This is a genomic window from Wolbachia endosymbiont of Litomosoides brasiliensis, from assembly GCF_013366805.1.
In the GTDB taxonomy this organism is placed as follows: Bacteria; Pseudomonadota; Alphaproteobacteria; order Rickettsiales; family Anaplasmataceae; genus Wolbachia.
Genome location: NZ_WQMO01000003.1, coordinates 1 through 17,664 on the forward strand (window position 1 = coordinate 1; position 17,664 = coordinate 17,664).

General features: G+C 34.3%; 10 protein-coding genes, 1 tRNA gene and 4 pseudogenes. 10 read left to right on the top strand and 5 right to left on the bottom strand.

Translation table 11 applies throughout. The features are described from left to right. Positions 1 to 223 precede the first annotated feature (223 nt). Positions 224 to 1,471 (top strand): IscS subfamily cysteine desulfurase, encoded by a 1,248-nt coding sequence (locus tag GO684_RS00915; protein ID WP_175938193.1) that lies wholly within the window; start codon positions 224 to 226, stop codon positions 1,469 to 1,471. Between the two features lie 657 nt (positions 1,472 to 2,128). Here the strand turns inward: GO684_RS00915 and GO684_RS00920 are convergent. Next, a pseudogene (locus GO684_RS00920) lies at positions 2,129 to 3,108 on the bottom strand (IS630 family transposase). A gap of 68 nt (positions 3,109 to 3,176) precedes the next feature. On the opposite strand from GO684_RS00920, the gene GO684_RS05470 reads away from it, so the two are divergent. Beyond that, the gene (locus GO684_RS05470) at positions 3,177 to 3,311 is read left to right on the top strand and encodes a hypothetical protein (RefSeq protein WP_255419631.1); all 135 of its coding nucleotides are present in this window, start codon (positions 3,177 to 3,179) and stop codon (positions 3,309 to 3,311) included. A 140-nt stretch (positions 3,312 to 3,451) separates the two neighbouring features. Next, entirely contained in the window at positions 3,452 to 3,700 is a 249-nt protein-coding gene (locus GO684_RS05700; protein ID WP_175938194.1) for a hypothetical protein, read from the top strand. A gap of 651 nt (positions 3,701 to 4,351) precedes the next feature. Here the strand turns inward: GO684_RS05700 and GO684_RS00930 are convergent. Next, on the bottom strand, positions 4,352 to 5,506 hold the full coding sequence (locus tag GO684_RS00930; RefSeq protein WP_175938195.1) for a SurA N-terminal domain-containing protein: 1,155 nt from the start codon (positions 5,504 to 5,506) through the stop codon (positions 4,352 to 4,354). Positions 5,507 to 5,734: 228 nt separating this feature from the next. Between GO684_RS00930 and mnmE the strand changes: the two genes are divergently transcribed. From mnmE to GO684_RS00945, 3 genes are all read left to right on the top strand, one after another. Beyond that, positions 5,735 to 7,063, top strand: a complete 1,329-nt coding sequence (mnmE, locus tag GO684_RS00935) for a tRNA uridine-5-carboxymethylaminomethyl(34) synthesis GTPase MnmE (RefSeq protein ID WP_175938196.1) — start codon at positions 5,735 to 5,737, stop codon at positions 7,061 to 7,063. 47 nt (positions 7,064 to 7,110) lie between these two features. Further along, positions 7,111 to 7,198: transfer RNA gene (locus GO684_RS00940), tRNA-Ser, on the top strand. 349 nt (positions 7,199 to 7,547) lie between these two features. After that, on the top strand, positions 7,548 to 7,697 hold the full coding sequence (locus GO684_RS00945) for a hypothetical protein (protein WP_175938197.1): 150 nt from the start codon (positions 7,548 to 7,550) through the stop codon (positions 7,695 to 7,697). A 77-nt stretch (positions 7,698 to 7,774) separates the two neighbouring features. On the opposite strand, the pseudogene GO684_RS00950 reads toward GO684_RS00945, so the two are convergent. Continuing rightward, positions 7,775 to 8,751, bottom strand: a pseudogene (locus GO684_RS00950) (IS630 family transposase). An 824-nt stretch (positions 8,752 to 9,575) separates the two neighbouring features. Here GO684_RS00950 and topA point away from each other — a divergent pair. Next, positions 9,576 to 12,026 carry a type I DNA topoisomerase gene (gene topA / locus GO684_RS00955; RefSeq protein WP_175938198.1) on the top strand — a complete coding sequence of 817 codons (2,451 nt, stop codon included), beginning with the start codon at positions 9,576 to 9,578 and terminating at the stop codon, positions 12,024 to 12,026. A 63-nt stretch (positions 12,027 to 12,089) separates the two neighbouring features. Here topA and trhO read toward each other — a convergent pair whose 3' ends face one another. After that, the gene (gene trhO / locus GO684_RS00960) at positions 12,090 to 12,899 is read right to left on the bottom strand and encodes an oxygen-dependent tRNA uridine(34) hydroxylase TrhO (RefSeq protein ID WP_175938199.1); all 810 of its coding nucleotides are present in this window, start codon (positions 12,897 to 12,899) and stop codon (positions 12,090 to 12,092) included. Between the two features lie 145 nt (positions 12,900 to 13,044). Between trhO and GO684_RS05705 the strand changes: the two are divergent. Next, a pseudogene (locus tag GO684_RS05705) lies at positions 13,045 to 14,612 on the top strand (ABC transporter permease). Positions 14,613 to 14,635: 23 nt separating this feature from the next. On the opposite strand, the gene apaG reads toward GO684_RS05705, so the two are convergent. Beyond that, positions 14,636 to 15,040, bottom strand: coding sequence for a Co2+/Mg2+ efflux protein ApaG (gene apaG, locus GO684_RS00970; protein WP_175938200.1), 405 nt, complete (start codon positions 15,038 to 15,040; stop codon positions 14,636 to 14,638). A 104-nt stretch (positions 15,041 to 15,144) separates the two neighbouring features. On the opposite strand from apaG, the gene GO684_RS00975 reads away from it, so the two are divergent. After that, positions 15,145 to 16,218 carry a 5-(carboxyamino)imidazole ribonucleotide synthase gene (locus GO684_RS00975; RefSeq protein ID WP_175938201.1) on the top strand — a complete coding sequence of 358 codons (1,074 nt, stop codon included), beginning with the start codon at positions 15,145 to 15,147 and terminating at the stop codon, positions 16,216 to 16,218. 151 nt (positions 16,219 to 16,369) lie between these two features. After that, positions 16,370 to 17,251 (top strand): annotated as a pseudogene (locus GO684_RS00980) (transposase). Positions 17,252 to 17,664: the final 413 nt, after the last annotated feature.

Below are 17,664 nucleotides of genomic sequence, written 5' to 3' on the forward strand. Positions count from 1 at the left end.
TTTATCCAATAATTTTGATTTCAACGTTATTTAACCACCACTATTTTGCTTAATTCGGTATGGCTTCTTCTATTGTCTATCCGTTCCTTAGTATAGTGGAAATTAGTATGACAACGTTTGTACATCAGTATTTTATACTTGAGGTAAGATTATATCTTGAAAAAATTAATTTTTAGTGCTATGAAAAACTATAACTTCTATGCTTAAAACTTTTATACTGACTATGAATGTAGAAAATAAGAAAGCACACAGTGCTAAAGTGAAATTGCCAATATTTCTTGATTATCAATCTACTACTAAAGTAGATCCTCGTGTTTTAGAGGTGATGATACCTTATTTTGGTAAGTTCAGTAATGCACATTCTCGCAGCCATTCGTTTGGTTGGGCTGCTGAAGAAGTAGTGGAAAAAGCGAGAAGGCACATTGCTGATCTGGTAAATGCCGATAGCAAGGAAATTATCTTTACCTCAGGTGCAACTGAGTCAAATAACATGGCAATCAAGGGTGTTGCTCACTTTTATAAAAATAAAGGAGATCATCTAATAACTGTTTGCACGGAGCATAAGTGCGTTCTGGATTCTTGTCGGTATCTGGAGAATGAAGGATTTAAAGTTACATATTTGCCTGTTAAGCAAAATGGAATTATAGATTTGTCTAAACTTGAAGAGGCAATAACTGATAGAACAATTCTGATTTCAGTGATGATGGTAAATAATGAAATTGGAGTAATTCAGCCTATAAAAGAAATTGGTTCAATATGCAGGAAGCATAACGTATTTTTCCACACAGATGCTGCTCAAAGTTTTGGAAAAGTTCCAGTAGATGTGAATGAAATGAACGTTGATCTCATGAGCCTTACTAGCCACAAAATTTATGGACCCATGGGAATAGGTGCGTTGTATGTTCGTAGAAAAAGTCCTCGTGTTAGGCTAACGCCATTGATTAGTGGTGGAGGACAAGAAAGGGGTATGCGTTCTGGAACAGTTCCAAGCCCTCTTGCAGTTGGTTTTGGTGAAGCAGCGCGTATTGCTAAAGAGGAGATGAAAAAAGAGGCAACTAAATTAGAAGAGTTGAGGGACATTTTATACAATAAAATAAAAGAAGCATTTCCTGATGTTGTTTTAAATGGTGATTATGAGAATAGAATTCCAGGCAATTTGAACTTAAGTTTTCCCTATATTGAAGGTGAATCTCTCATCATGGCAATCAAGGATTTGGCGGTAAGTTCTGGTTCTGCATGTACATCTGCATCTCTTGAACCTTCCTATGTTATACGATCACTAAACAGTGGTAACGGCCTTGAACATTCATCAATTAGATTTGGCCTTGGCCGATTTACAACTAAAGACGAAATTTTATATGCAGCAGATCTTATTACTAAAAATATAGAGCGGCTAAGAGAAATGAGCCCACTTTGGGAAATGGTGCAAGAAGGAATAGATTTAAACACTGTAAAATGGGACTCTCATTAAATTTTGTGGTGGGTGCTTGTTCAAAGCAGGTGGTAAGCGGGGTAAGCTGTGCTGTAGTAATAATCTTTTGCATATATATAAGTAACCTTTCTGAAAAACCTTTATGGAATAAGCATCACCTGTGGAATAATCTAAGTAAAGAGTTTTCTTGAGGTTATATAGGACTAACCCCATTCACGAAAAACCGTGATCTGGTTATCGGTGATGATTGGGTATTGTATTACCCAAGATGGGAAGACAAAAAATTGGATTTATCTGATAGTCATAAAACAATTGGTAGAGTGGACGCTACTTATAGTAGGCTGTTGTCGTAAAATTTGCTTAGCAATAGATAATGTGCTATATGCAATAAATGAAACCACGGTTATGTGGAAAAAGGAGTTAAAGTCTCTGGTGAGAGAAAACTCTATAACTTTCAATGCTAGACTAGCAGTTTTAACTTTAGACGACTGCTTGTACTTACTGGACATAGAGAATGATAGTATAATCTGGTCCCTATCATAAGATAGGTCATGATGATAGTAATCAAGCGACAAGGTCAAATTGCGCATCTTCTGTAGTTATACGCGATAAACTCATAGTTCTGTTTTTAAATGGAAAGTTAGTAGCTTTTGGTAAAGATAGGAAAAAGTTGTGGTCTTATACTAATTCTCATTGTTAATATATCAAATAAGTTACATTGCAGACTTGTTTAGTTACGGAGTGAGAAAGGGAAGTAATAAATTTGCACAAAGTGTTCTCAAGCAAAGCAATTGTATTACAGATTTTATTACGCAAAATGTTCTGTTTTATATACGATCAAGGTCTCTCAATAAGATTGAGCTCAGGTGAGTATGGTAGGTAGGTATATAATTTCGATAGTTTTAGGTACCTTTCCATTTCTTGGCTTATGCTAACTGGCATAATCCATAACAAAAAAGGCTTCTCGTGTTCTTAAATATTGCAATATTTGTTCAAGAAATATATTCATATAATCAGTGTTAACATTCGGTGCAAACAAGCTAGAACTCTCTCCATTTCTAGGGTTAACTACACTATAGAGACAAGAACTTTATCTGCCTAATTTTACTTTAGCCTGTGTTTTAACGCTCTTTTTAAATCACCCGTGCCAACTTTCAAATGTGTGGCGATTCATCGAAGAAAAATGACTCTTGTTTAGGATGCTTACTAATAATCTCATTAATTTTTTTAACTCTTTCTGTCTGCCTTTATCTTGTTCATTGTGAATTGATCTTGGCGTAATATACGAAAACTTCATTTTTTGCATGTTACTGCAGACTTACTGACATTCAAGCTAAATTTTCCTGGATTCTTATTTCTTTAATGGTAATATTAGGGTTTCTTGTATCCATACTTCAACTTGTTCAAATTGACTGTGATTCAATCTAATTTTTCTACTAAGTTGAGAGAGCGAGCAAACAATTTTTCTTCTCTTCTAAATTTTAGGTGCTTTGTCCATGTGGTCAATGCTATTTTTGAAATGCACCATATTTTTGCTACAACTGTTATACTGTGCTTTTTTGCTGCAATTATAGTATTTAGTTCTTTTGTACACATGTGTTGTTTCACACTTTCTCCAGCGTTTCTTTCGTTGATTCCACGACTTTTTCATTTGATAATTTTGATTTCAACGCTATTTAAACCTCGCTACTTTGCTTACTTCAGTATGGTTTCTTTTCCATTATTGTCTATCCGTTTCTTTTAAATGGGAATTAGTATAAGCATCCTGAACAAGAGTTATTCATCCTTGATGAATTGCGGTTTGGCACACATTCGAAAGTTGGAACGGGGGTTTAAAAAGAGCGTTAAAACACAGGCTAAAGTAAAATTAGGCAGATAAAGTTCTTGTCTCTATAGTGTAGTTAATCCTAGAAATGGAGAGAATTTTGGCTTATTTGTACCGAGTGTTGACACTGATTGTATACATGTATTTTAAAACAAATGTCACAATATTTAAGGACATGAGAAGCCTTTCTTGTCATGGCTTGTGCTAGTTGGAATAAGTTAAAAGATTTAAAGACACCTAAAGATATTGAGATTATATACCTAACATACTCACCTGAATTCAATCCTGTTGAGAGACTTTGGTTGTATATAAAACAGAGCATTTTGCGTAATAAAGTCTGTAATGCAATTACTTTGCTTGGGAGTGCTTTGTGCAAATTTATTACTTCTCTTTTTCACTATGCAATTAAACAACTCTACAGTATCACTTATTTGACCTATTGATAATGAAAATTGGTGTTATAAGTTACCTTCTACAAATATTTTAAACACTCAACTTACGGATGTGCAACTACTCCGGTAGTAAAGCTTAACATATTAATAGCAACAAGTAACTTGCTGTTGTTGCAGTTAATATAGAATTAGGAAATCTTTTATGGTAATAGCCTATGCAAGGCGAAAAATATCAGTGATGTGATTATGTGGGGAATACGCAGGGGGCGGTTATCTACAACATCATATAAGGATATGAATAGTAACAAATTTTTTTATGATAAACACAAAAAATGAGATTATGAAAATTGCGCTCACTGGTGGTCGGTAATTTGGAGTGCTAACTTGGTAGTGAATGATGAACTGAGTGATAAGCTAAAAGACGTGTATTATACTAGGCCAGTATTATAAGTAGCAAGGAAATCATGTTTCTGTTAGATCAAGAGTATGGTAGGATAAAGGTGTGTGCCATCTTCCTGTAACTAGTTTTGCAGTTGGAAACTATTACTTTTATGACTGAGAAGAAAAAGTGTGTATAAATGTATTGATCCAAGTATCAGCGGATGAAATGTTATAGGTAATAAGGGAGTGATATTTTTACCATAGCTAGTGCAACACTACACTGTGCTGCTAATAAGTAGCATAAGTTACTTTAGTTATATCTTAACTGTATTGATAACTGACAGCTGCATTTTTACGTAAGTTATCCAATAGCAAGTTGCTTTGTGTCATAATTTTTTGTTGATATATTTGCTGTTTAATCGCTTCTGTGTCTACTGCGTTATCTTTGATATCACACAACATCATTAACCTTACAATGCTATTTTCTCTGGATTCTATTATTTCATTTACACTTGTTTTGCTAAATAAAGCCTGTAAATTAGGATTTAAATCCCGCATTTTTATTTCAAATTCTTTTGCGCTTGGCAAATTAAGGTTATCTGCCAATTCATCAAAGTTTAAGCAATTAACTTTTTGTTGCTTGAGGGTATCTAATAGGCTTTCTGAGTCTTTAACCACAATCTGTTTTAATTTTAGAGTGCTTTCCAGCATTGCATGATTAAGTTGTACTTTCTCTATTGCCTTTACAATAGAATAACCTTCACTGGAACTGACTGGACCTGCTATGTCGCCAGTTTCTAATCCTTCTAAAATGCTCTTGAGGTTGCTTTTTAGTTGGTTTAAATTAACAGTTGCTTTGCGTATCTTTATTGGAGCATCTGGAATGAAGCCGTCACTACTATTGCGTAATTTTTCTGCTAAATCTTCAGCTATACCGTAAATATCTATGTCTTTCTGATTGGGAATTACAAACTCTTGGAACGTGATAAGATAATCCGGCTTTTCTCTTTGTGCTTTTGCGTCGTTTACTTCCTTGTTGCTTATTTTAATGAATAGCATGATTCTTGCTTCAATAATTTTGCTCCACAAGAGCTGACATTCTATTTGCTTCTTTAAAATGTTAAGGTCTATATTGTGCTCTTTTACGTGTTGATCAACTTCATTGTCCTTGAGTTTAAAACTTTGAGTTAGGAATAACATGACAGCATTGTTTAATTCTTCATCACCTAATTTTATATTTAATCGTTGTGCTTCGTTGATAATGATAGTTTCATCTATTAGCTGCTTCAAAATTTGAAGCTTTAGTTCATTTTTATTAACACCGTAAGCGCCAAACAATGAATGTATCAAATTAATACGTTTTTCAATGTCTAAGTTTGAAATTGGCTCACCATTTACGTCTGCAATAATTTCAATTTTGACTGCAAGCAACTTAATTGGTAATATTATCAACAATAAAATTAATATTTTATGCATAAGCAAGGTTATTTAGTTCGTAATCAATTCTGTAGAAATATCAATATTGATACTAGCCAACTAGGGTGACCTTTAAAGATTTTTTGTAGGATCAATATATTTGATTTCTTAATATAGCATTATTGTATTAATATAAATTAGCAAAGCAAATAAAAATTTTTAGCATTTTAAAATTAGGTATTTGGGTTCCTTGAATGTAACATTGTTGAGAGATAAACTAATTTATGTATGATGAACACGGACGAAACTATTTTCGCCTTATCAACCGTATTTGGCAAGTCAGGAGTTGCAGTAATCAGGATTTCAGGTAATCGTGCGCTTAAAGCTTTAAATCATTTTCATGTTAAGAAAAATATTAAACCAAGGTTTACTACTTTGGTTGATCTATATGATAGTTCTGGTCAGTTGATTGATAATGGAATAGCAATTTATTTTCCTGCTCCAAACAGCTTTACCGGTGAAGATGTTATAGAATTGCAAGTGCACGGAAGCAAAGCAGTAATAAAGGTCATTTTTGAGGAATTGTCGAAAATTTTTGTCATAGCTAAACCTGGGGAATTCTCTCTCAGGGCTTTTCTGAATGGCAAATTTGACTTAACGCAGATAGAAGGAATTGCAGATTTAATTGATGCTGAAACAAAGATGCAAGCTAAACAAGCAATTAAGCAGATGTCAGGAGAATTGGAAAGGCTATATAGTAGTTGGAGGCAGAGATTAATAGCAGTGCAGTCCAAAATTGAAGCTTATATAGACTTTCCAGAGGATGTTGCAACAGAAAGAAAGGAATTGGAAAGAGTCAGTAATGAGGTGCAAACTCTTGTGCAGTCGATGCAAGAGTATTTGAATGATAATAGACGTGGCGAAAGATTGCGTGAGGGTTTGCATATTGTAATAACTGGCAAACCAAATGTTGGTAAGTCAACGCTATTTAATTTCTTGGCCAGGCGCGATATTGCTATTGTTTCTGAATATGCAGGCACAACAAGAGACGTGCTTGAAGCTCATATTGACATTGGTGGATACCCAATCATTCTTTCTGATACTGCTGGAATTCGTGAGAGTTCAGATCCAATGGAATTAGAAGGTATAGGTCGAGCGAAAAAGAAATCTTGTGAAGCTGATTTAAGGATAGAGCTATTCCCTTTTGAACAGCGTTATAACATTGATTGCAATGTTATGAGTAGTAATACTATTTACGTGTTGAGCAAAGCTGACGATGTTATCAATGATTGCGATGTAAAAGTTAACGACATAGATTTTTTACCTGTTTCTATTTTAAAAGGAATAGGCACAGAGAAGCTAATCTATGTGATTAGAGAAAAGATAGAGGAAAATTTTGGCTATGATAGGGATGTTCCTGTAATTACCCGGCAAAGGCATAGGAATTGCATGCAGAAAGCTATAGAACATTTGCAACGTTTTAATATAAACAATCCAATTGAGTTAATATCTGAAGACTTAAGGCTTGCTGCGTCTGAACTTGGTGCAGTAACCGGGATTATTAATGTTGAAGAAATATTGGATGATATATTTAATAGCTTCTGTGTAGGCAAGTGAAACTTTTATAGGTTGTTTGAAATCAAATATTGTGATAAAAAAGAAGTGGACGGATGGCCGAGCGGTTTAAGGCACCAGTCTTGAAAACTGACGTACGTGGTAAGCGTGCCATGGGTTCGAATCCCATTCCGTCCGCGTGCCATGTATAGTAGATTTAAGTATGTTAGCCTATTTTTACCTATTTGGGCATGTGTGCCTATAGTTTTGCTGCGATGACTCAAAGATCTTCATAGAATGTCTGATCTATTTTATTTATTGGCACAAGTTTAACTTTCATATGTGAGACATTCTGCTGACCTGTATAGATTAAATACCCCTTATACCAGTGCCCACTGTGCAAGGAATGGATAGACAATGATGGAAAAGAAGCCTTGCTGAGGTAAGTAAAGTAGCGAGGTTTAAATGGCGTTGAAATCAAAGTTATTGGATGAAAAAGTTATGGAATTAGCAAAGGAAACTTAGAAGAAAGTGCAAGATAATGCATATGTTGCAAAAAACTAGCTGCTGTATAGCAGCAGTAGCAAAAACATGTTGCATTTCAAGGACAGCACTAACTGCATGGGTAAAGCACCTAAAACTTGAAAGAGAAGAAAACTGTTTGCCTCTTCTCAACTTCGTAGAAAAACTAGATTGAATCAGAGTTAATTTGAACAGGTTAAAGTATGGATACAAGAAAACCATGGTATTATACTAGTTCTCATTATTAGTGGGTCAGATAAGTGGCATTGCGAAGTGTTTAATTGTGGAGTAAAAAGGAGAGGTAATAAATTTACACAAAACGTTCTCAAGCAAAGCAATTATACTATGGACTTTATTGCGCAAAATGTTCTGTTTTATATACAACTAAAGTCTCTAAATAAGATTAAGCTCAGGTAAGTATAGTGATTGGTATATAATCTCGATGTTTTTAGATACCTTTAAATTTTTTGACTTATTCCAACTAGCACAATCCATGACAAGAAAAGATTCTCGTGTTTTTGAATATTGTGGCATTTATTTAAGAAATATATTCGTACAATCAGTGTTGACATTCGGTACAAATAAGTTAGAACTCTCTCCATTTCTAGGATTAACTGCGCTGTAGAGATAAAAATTTTGTCTACCTAATTTTTTACTTTAACTGTGTTCTAACGCCCTTTTTAAATCACTCGTATCCAACTTTCCAATGTGTTCATCAAAGATGAATAACTCTTATTCAGGGTACTTGCCAATAGTCTTATTAAGTTTTTTTAAACTCTTCCTGTCTACCTTTACCTTGTTCATTGTGAATTGATCTTGACGTGATATACGAAAACTTCATTTTTTGCATATTATGGTGTATTGCAGACTTGCTGACATTCAAGCCAAATTTTCCTAGATTCTTATTCTCATTTCTTTAATGATAGTGTTAGGGTTTTCTTGTATCCATACTTCAACTTGTTTAAATTAGCTCTGTTCAATCTAGTTTTTCTACAAAATTGAGAAGGGGCAAACAGTTTTCTTCTCTTTCAAGTTTTAGGTGCTTTATCCATGCAGTTGGTGCTGTCCTTGAAATGCAACATGTTTTTGCTATAGTTATTATATTGTGCTTTTTTGCTGCAATTGTAGCATTTAGTTTTTTGCAACATATACGTTATTCACACTTTCTTTAATATTTCTTTTGCTGATCCCACAGCTTTTTCATTCGATAATTTTGATTTCAATGCCATTTAGACTTTGCTACTTTACTTGCTTCAGTATGGCTTCTTTTCTATTGTTATCTATTCGTTTCTTATACAGTGGGAGTTAGTCTTAGTACTAGAAATGGAGAGAGTTCTAGCTTATTTGCACCGAGTATCAATACTGGTTGTATGAATGTGTTTCTTGAACAGATTTTACAATATTTAAGAGCGCAAGAAGCCTTTCTTGTCGTGAATTGTGCTGGTTAGAATAAGTCAAAAAATTTAAAGGTACCTAAAAATATCGAGATTATATACCAATCACTATACTTACCTGAGCTCAATCTTATTTAGAGACTTTGGTTGCATATAAAATAGGACATTTTGTGTAATGAAGTCTGTGATGCAATTGTTTTACTTGAGAGCACTTTGTGCAAATTTATTACCTCTCTCTCACTCTGTAATTAAACAACTTTGCAGCGTCACTTATTTGACTTGTTAGTAATGAGAATTGGTATAAGTAATGTTAAGAATAATGATCAATAGCTAAATTTACAAAGTAAAAAAGGGAGCAAACTACCCATTGTGGCTGCTTCTGCACTAGCAATAATAGGAATCGCTTTGGAGGTAGCTATTGCAGTTTAACTAGAAATGTTAGCAGTGGGAACAGCAATTGGGGTTTGTTTATCTTATTGTTACTGCAATCGTATACTATTGTGATGGGTCATCAAAGTTGCTTAAAATAGTAAAGTCCAAGAGGTTTCTGAAAACGTTCCATAACCCACTTCATAAAATCAAAGGGACCCATTAAAACATTTTTTTACTTTTCATCATATATTTCTCAACATATTATCTTTAAGTACTAATATAATAATATGGCGTTATTGATAGTTGAGTCGCCTGCGAAGGCAAAGACGGTAAGTAAATATTTAAGTAAAGAGTTTAAAGTTGTTGCGTCTTTTGGACATGTAAGAGATCTTCCAGTGAGGGATGGTTCTGTTGATCCAGATAATAATTTTGCCATAAAGTACGAGATTGTTGAAAAAGCAGAAAAATATGTAAAAGAGCTGGTAAAGGAGGCAAGTCAAACATCAGATATATACCTTGCAACAGATCCAGATAGGGAAGGGGAAGCAATAGCTTGGAATGTAATAGAGGTACTAAAGGAGAAGAAAGCAATCAATGATAAAAGCAACATTTATAGAGTGGTCTTTAATGAGATAACGAAAAGGGCGGTGCAAGAGGCGATAGAGAATCCACGTGGAATGAATATGGACTTAGTACGCGCGCAACAAGCACGTAGAGCTTTGGATTATCTGGTTGGGTTTAGCTTGTCACCACTGCTGTGGACAAAATTGTCTGGAAGCAAATCTGCGGGGCGAGTGCAATCTGTTGCATTGAAGCTTATATGTGAACGAGAAAATGAAATTAGTAAATTTATATCACAAGAGTATTGGAGCATAAAGGCAGAAATGCAAAATAGAAAAAGCGAAACTTTTTTTGCTATGCTTAGCCACTATGACAGTAAAAAGCTAGAAAAATTTGATATTAAGGACAAAGAAGAAACAAAAGACTTAGTTGAACAAATTGAATCAAGGCAATATACTGTAAACACAGTAGAACACAGACAAGTTAGGAGAAATCCACTACCTCCATTCATTACTTCGAGTCTTCAGCAAGATGCAGCGAATAAGCTGTATTTTAATGTGAAAAATGTTATGCGCATAGCGCAAAATTTGTACGAAGGTATTGATATTGGTGATGAAACTGTAGGGTTGATAACTTACATGCGTACAGATGGGTTTTATATTGCAGATGAAGCTATAAACTCAATCAGAGAGTTAATTGGGTCATTGTATGGTGATAAATATTTGCCGAAGTCTTCTCGTCAATATGTAAAAAAGGTTAAAAATGCTCAAGAAGCGCATGAAGCGATTCGTCCAACTGATATAAATAGAACGCCAGACAGCATTAAGGATTACTTAACGCCAGAACAGTTTAAATTGTATGATTTAATTTGGAAAAGAACCACTGCAAGTCAGATGGAATCGGCGATCCTTGATCAAGTGGTGGTTAAAATTAGTTCTGCTGATCAGAAAGTGATTTTGCGGGCAAGTGGATCGAGCATATTCTTCGATGGTTTCTATAAAGTTTATAAAGATAATATAGATGGTAAGGACGAGAGCATGCTACCTGCTATGAGAGAAGGTGAGGAGTGCAAGCTAATTTCTGTTGATCTAAAACAGCATTTTACTCAACCTCCATCGCGTTATAGTGAAGCAAGTATAGTTAAGAAAATGGAAGAAATTGGTATAGGACGTCCGTCAACTTATGCGGCAATTATCTCAGTGTTGCAAGATCGTGAGTACGTTACGTTGGATAATAAAAGATTTATTCCAAGCAGCCGCGGCAAGATTGTTACCATATTTTTAGAAACTTTTTTTCAGCGTTGTGTAGAGTATGATTTTACAGCACAGATGGAAGAAAAGCTCGATTTAATCTCAAATGGACGTGCGGATTGGAAAAAGGAACTGGGTTATTTTTGGGTACCATTTTTTAATCATGTAAACTCTGTCAAGCAAATGACGCATGATGAAATTTTTAACGGCATTCATGATTTGGCAGTTGATTGGTTTTGTTCAGAAGAGGGAAAAAAAGAAGTAAATAAGAAATGCCTTGATTGTCACGATGGCATATTGAGATTAAACTTTGGAAAAGCTGGGGTATTTCTTGGATGTTCTAACTATCCTACATGTACCCATACAAAAGAAATTACTGGCAATAATGACAACCACGGATATCCAAAAAGCTTGGGTATAGATGATGTAACGGGTCATGAGGTGGTGATCAAAAAAGGTCCTTTTGGGCTTTACCTGAAGTTTAATAGTGAGTCAGAAAAGAAAAAAGCTGTTTCCATGCCAAAAGATATAAATGTTAGTGATATTGATCTTAGTACTGCTACCAAGCTGCTTTCCTTGCCGAAAGTAATTGGAAAACACCCCGAAACTGGAAAAGAGGTAAAAATGGGCCTTGGACGGTTTGGGTACTATATTTTTTATGATAGTAAATACTTTTCTCTTAAGAAGAGTTCCAAAGAGGTGTTGGAAACACAGTTAGATGAAGCTGTGCAAATTATTGTAAATAACCCACGCAAAGAGCTAAAATTCCTTGGTTTTAATGAAGAAGGGAAAGAAGTTTTCATCTGTAGTGGTAGGTATGGATTCTATATAAAGTGTGGTAAAACAAACGTTGCTTTAGGTAAAAATGTGGATATCGACAGTATCTCTTTGAAGAGAGCCCTGGAGTTGATTAAAAGTAAAAAGTAAAGGCATGCAAGATTTAAATGCACTGAGACTTCATTTAGTTCTAACATGGGAACTTTCTTGTAGTTATGAAGATTTACAATTAGAACAAATCACTTGGCCGCGTGAAACTGATTTTAGCTCGTCCGTTGAAACTTGATTTGAGCAAAATATGCATTTTATTTTATCACTTGGGGCAAGTGAGTTATTAATGGCAACTCTATCATCAAAAACAAAACACTCACCTTCCCAGTTACCATTTTTATTGTGAGTTCTTTCAAGATAAGAAAGAATGCCACCTTTCAGATGGTACACATTGTTAAATCCGAGGCTTTTCATGTACGCTGTAGATTTTTCGCATCTAACCCCACCCGTGCAATACATAGCCAAGTTCAAGTCTTTACTCTTGGAGAAGGATTTTGCCCATTGAGGAAACTCACGAAAACATTGAGTATGTGGGTTGATTGCATTTTTAAACTTGCCTAACTTCACTTCATACTCATTTCGTATATCTATTACTAAAACTTCAGGTTGAGAAATAAAATCATCCCAATAGTCTGGGTCGATGTATTTTCCTCTAAGAGAAATATCAAGATTGCTTACGCCAAGATTCACAATTTCTCTTTTTAGCTTCACCTTCATTTTACTAAATGGTTGGTATTCTACTGCACTTTCTTTCCATATGAGATCTTTCAGCCTATAATCGAAGCGTAGAAAATCAAGTATTTTATTAATTGCGTTTCTTTCACCAGATATAGTTGCATTAATGCCTTCTTCTGCAAGGAGTATGGTACCCTTTAGCTTAACGTTGTCACATGCAGCTTTTATTTCATCTTGCATATCGTAATAATTAGAGAGTTCTACAAAATGGTAGAAAGTTGCTATGACAAAGCTCATGATTATTAATTTACCAACCTAGGGCATGATATACAAAATTATAAAGATATTCAATAGATCAGCTCTGGGTATCTTGGGCTTTTACATATAACATTTTAATATTAAGTGTGGATTTAATTTAGTGTTTCTGAGAGTATTTTAAAATATGTTCTTATTTCTAGTAAGTATATTATTTGTCTGTCTTATACTATTGTTGATATCGATTCTACTTACAAAGTCTGCAAATTCCGAGTGGGTGATCGGCACGCTTTTTCCTGAATATATTTAATACGTTAATTTTGATGATGGGAGTTGGAAGTACATCTTTCATATTTGGAGTAATTCTAGCTTGGCTCACCGCATTTTTTTCATTCCTTGGAAGTAAAATTTTTGAAGTTGCTTTATTTTTTTCTGATATCAATTCCAAGATATATAGTATCGTTTGTTTACGTCAACGCGTTAGAATTTTTAGGTCCAGCACAAAGTTTATTAAGAGAAATTTTTCACTGAAGTAAAGGTGATTATTGGTTTTCTGAGATAAAGCCTCTAGGCGGTGGAATATTAGTGATGGGGTTCAGTTTATATCTGTGCGTTTACATATTAGTCCGCTCAAGTTTAAAGAATGTTAGCAACTCAGTTACTGTTGCATCAATGCTTGGGTTCTCTTCTTTAAAGAGCTTATTTTCTATCGTTATTCCCTCTATATATCCGTCAATTATAGCTGGGATATCCTTAGTGCTGTGGAATTACAGATTTTAGTACACCACAGCTTCTTGCGATTGGCACCTTTACCACAGGAATATGTCGCACCTGGTTTTTACTACATGATAAATATTCGGCTGCTGCTTTAGCAGTTGCAGAATTAGTCTTCATTACAGCACTGATAGCTGTCGAAAAAATTCTACAAAAAAGGGGAATGTCCTATTCTGCCATCAATACTAATTCGGATTCCCATAATAAACGTAGTATAAGTGGTGCTATGCCATTAGTTTTTACTTATGCTATATGTATATTGCCGATATTAGTAGGTTTTGCTTTGCCGATTATTCCATTCATATATTGGAGCATAAAGAAGAGATTTTTCATATATGAAGCAAGATTCTATAGCATAATAGCAGTAGCATTGGTTTATCGTTTATCACTGCACTGACCTCAATTAGCATTGCAATAGTGATAGGATATGCGGCGCGTAAGAATGAGGTGATCAATAATATAGCGCGTCTAATTTCTTTAGGCTACGCGATTCCAAATGCGATTATTTCTATTAGTATAATAATATTTTTAAATGGGATATCTTCTTTTATTACTCAATATATTACAGAAATAGGCTTAGTAGGAACTGTTGGCGCTTTGATTTACTCATATTTATTTCGTTTTTTTGCTATATCTTTCAAGGCAATAGAGTTGGGGCTTAAAAAATACTGAATGAGATTAAATAGACCGCCTATACTATGGGTCATAAACCTGTTTCCACATGCCTGAATATTCATATTCCTCTTATAAAGAAAAGTATATTATCAGGATTTTTGCTTGTATTTATGGATAATGTTAAAGAGCTAACAGCAACACTCATTATCAGGCCATTTAATTTTGAAACTATATTAATTAGAATATATGGACTTGTAAGCGATGAACGTTATTAGAGAAGTTGTCCCATTTTCATTAATGATAGTTATAACTGGCTTAGTCTCTACAACAATCTTATTCAAGCTTGATGACAAAAGTAAAAAATAGATTTTTGATGGCAATTGGTTGGCTTAATGTGGCCTGGTGTTTGTGTATGGGCTGTCCAAAGAAAAAGGTGGTATTGTAACCTCAAAAACTTTTGTGCTTTCTTCATTTAGAAATTCGTACTTACCTTGCATTATTCCCGACGGTGCATTCAAGTATGTCCCGCTTGTGTATTTAAATACTTCTCCGGGTTTTATCACAGGCTGCTCTCCAATAACACCAGCTCCGACAATTTCATTTACCTTTCCTTTGTAGTCTATTATTTGCCAATGGCGGCTCAACAATTGAATAGTTGATAAGCTTTTATTTTTTATCTTAACATTGTACATCCATACGTAGCAATTTTCATAAGGAATAGATTGCTCATCAATATAAACTGGAAAAACTGTAACTTCAACAGAGTTAGTAGTAAGTGTATATTCTAAAGTCATGACAGAGTACTCATGATAGAAAAATAATACTTTAGTTATACACTGTTTTTGTAGTTTCTTCAAGCATATTGTAGTATTCTGATTAAGAATTATTTATCAATTGTATGAATAAATCAGATGTACTTTGCAAAAGAGTGATAGGAATAGTAGGTAGTGGACAATTAGGTAAAATGATCGCTATTGCTGCGACGAAACTTGGACAAAAAACATATATTTTTGCTAGTGCTAGAGATGATCCTGCTTGTTCTGTTGCTGATGATTTAACAGTAGCAGATTTTTCTGATAAAAAGGCACTTGAATCTTTTGCACGGAGTGTGGATTTAGTTACTGTTGAATCTGAAAATATTCCATGTGAGGTAATTGATATTGTGTCACAATATGTAGATTTTTATCCAGGTAAAAAAGCGTTATACATTTCACAAAATAGGCTTAGAGAGAAGGATTTCATTAGAAATTTAGGCATAAGAACCACTGATTATAAAAGTATACAAAATCATAATGACCTATTAGAAGGCAGTAAAGCTTTTGGCTATCCAACAAGGCTAAAAACAGCAGAAATGGGTTACGATGGGAAGGGACAATATATGATCTGGAGTGATTCTCAAGCCGAGCAATTTGCTTCCCTTGACTGGAATGCACAATACATTCTTGAAGCAAGAGTTGACTTGCTAAAAGAGGTTTCAATAGTTATTATGAGGGATAAAAAAGGTAAAGTAGCTTTTTTTCCTGTGGCAGAAAATCACCATGTTGATGGAATGCTTGATACTTCAATAGTGCCAGCTAGAGTGGATAGCAAGTTAGTTCGAGAGATACAACAAACCGCGGAAAGAATAGCAGGTGCCCTTGATGTGGTAGGAATTCTGGCTATTGAGCTTTTCATTACTAGAAATAGTGAGCTACTAGTTAATGAACTAGCTCCAAGACCTCACAATTCTTGCCACTGGAGCTTGGATGCATGTAATGTTAGCCAATTCGAGCAACTGGTTAGGATAATATGTGGGTTACCTATGCAAGAAGTGGTGTTGCATTTTCCTTGTATGACGAAAAACATAATAGGTAATGATGTATATAATTCTTGCAAGTATTTGAGTAACAAGAGAGCCAGTTTAACCATGTATGGAAAAAAAGAGGTTAGAGATAGGCGTAAAATGGGGCATGTTAATATAGATTTAAGTTAGCATAAGGTTTTGCAGCCAGTTTTGCCTCGAGCACAGGAGTAACTGGCATCCAAAAAAGTTTGCTTGTGGTACCGGTTGCAACTGTACAAGAAACGGATAGATAATAATAAAGAAGGAGCCCTAATGAAGTAGGTAAAATAGCGAGGTTTCAATGGCATTGAAATCAAAATTATTGGATGAAAAAGTCGTGGAATTAGCAAAAGAAACGCTGAAGAAAGTGCAAAATAACTAAACGCTGTAATTGCAGCAAAAAAGGACAGTACAACAGCCTTGGCAAAAATATATTACATTTCAGAACAGCACTAACTTCATGGATAAAGCACCTAAAATTTGGAAGAGAAAAAAAAATTGTTTGCTCCCTCTCAACGTTATAGAAAAACTAGATTGAATCAGAGTTAATTTGAACAAATTGAAGTATGGGTACAAGAAAACCTTAATATTACCATTACAAAAAATGAAGTTTTCATATATTACGCCAAGACCAATTCATAATGAACAAGATAAAGGTAGACGGGAAGAGTTTAAAAAAAACTTAGTGAGACTATTGGCAAGTATCCCAAACAAGAGCTACTCATCTTTGATGAATCTCAATTTGGCACATATTTGAAAGTTGGACACGGGTGATTTAAAAAGGGTATTAGAACACGGGTTAAAATAAAATTAAGTGACAAAATTTTTATCTCTGCAGTGCAGTTAATCCTAGAAATAGAGAGAGTTATGGCTTATTTTCACCAAAATGTCTAACACTGATTATATGAATATATTTCTTGAACAGATGTTACAATATTTAAGAACATAAGAAGCATTTCTTATTATGAATTGCGCTAATTAGTATAAGTTAAGAAATTTAAAGGTACCTAAAAATATCGAGATTGTATATCTACTACAATCTTACCTGAATTCAATCTTATTGAGGGATTCTAGTTGTATATAAGACAAAGCATTTTGCAATAAAGTCTATAATACAATTGCTTTGCTTCAAAACGCTTTGTGCAAATTTATTGTCTCTCTTTCTCACTTCGCGGTTAAATAACTCTGTAATGTCATTTATTTGACCTATTAATGATGGGAATTAGTATAGCCTTTAGCTATGAATATTAAGAAACTTACCAAGCAAAAAAAGGCAAAAAAAGCTAGAGTAGCTAATTACAAATTCTTTATTTTAAAAATTTGATGTTAGGTGATGTCTTAAACGCTTTATAAGCACGTTTCAGCTTGTATAGGGTAAGAACTAGAAATTTCTATAAAGACATATGGTACACATAGTACAAAAGATTAAACAACAGTACACTAGGTGCAGCCCTCCTTGTCATTTTAATCTGCATAGATGGAAAGTTATGTAAAACAGCTTCACTAATATAATTTAGGAAGGCTGGAAAATGTGTCAAGTAATCTTCTGCATTTCTGTAAGCTATTTGAATGACTGCTATAATAGTTGTGCTTAGT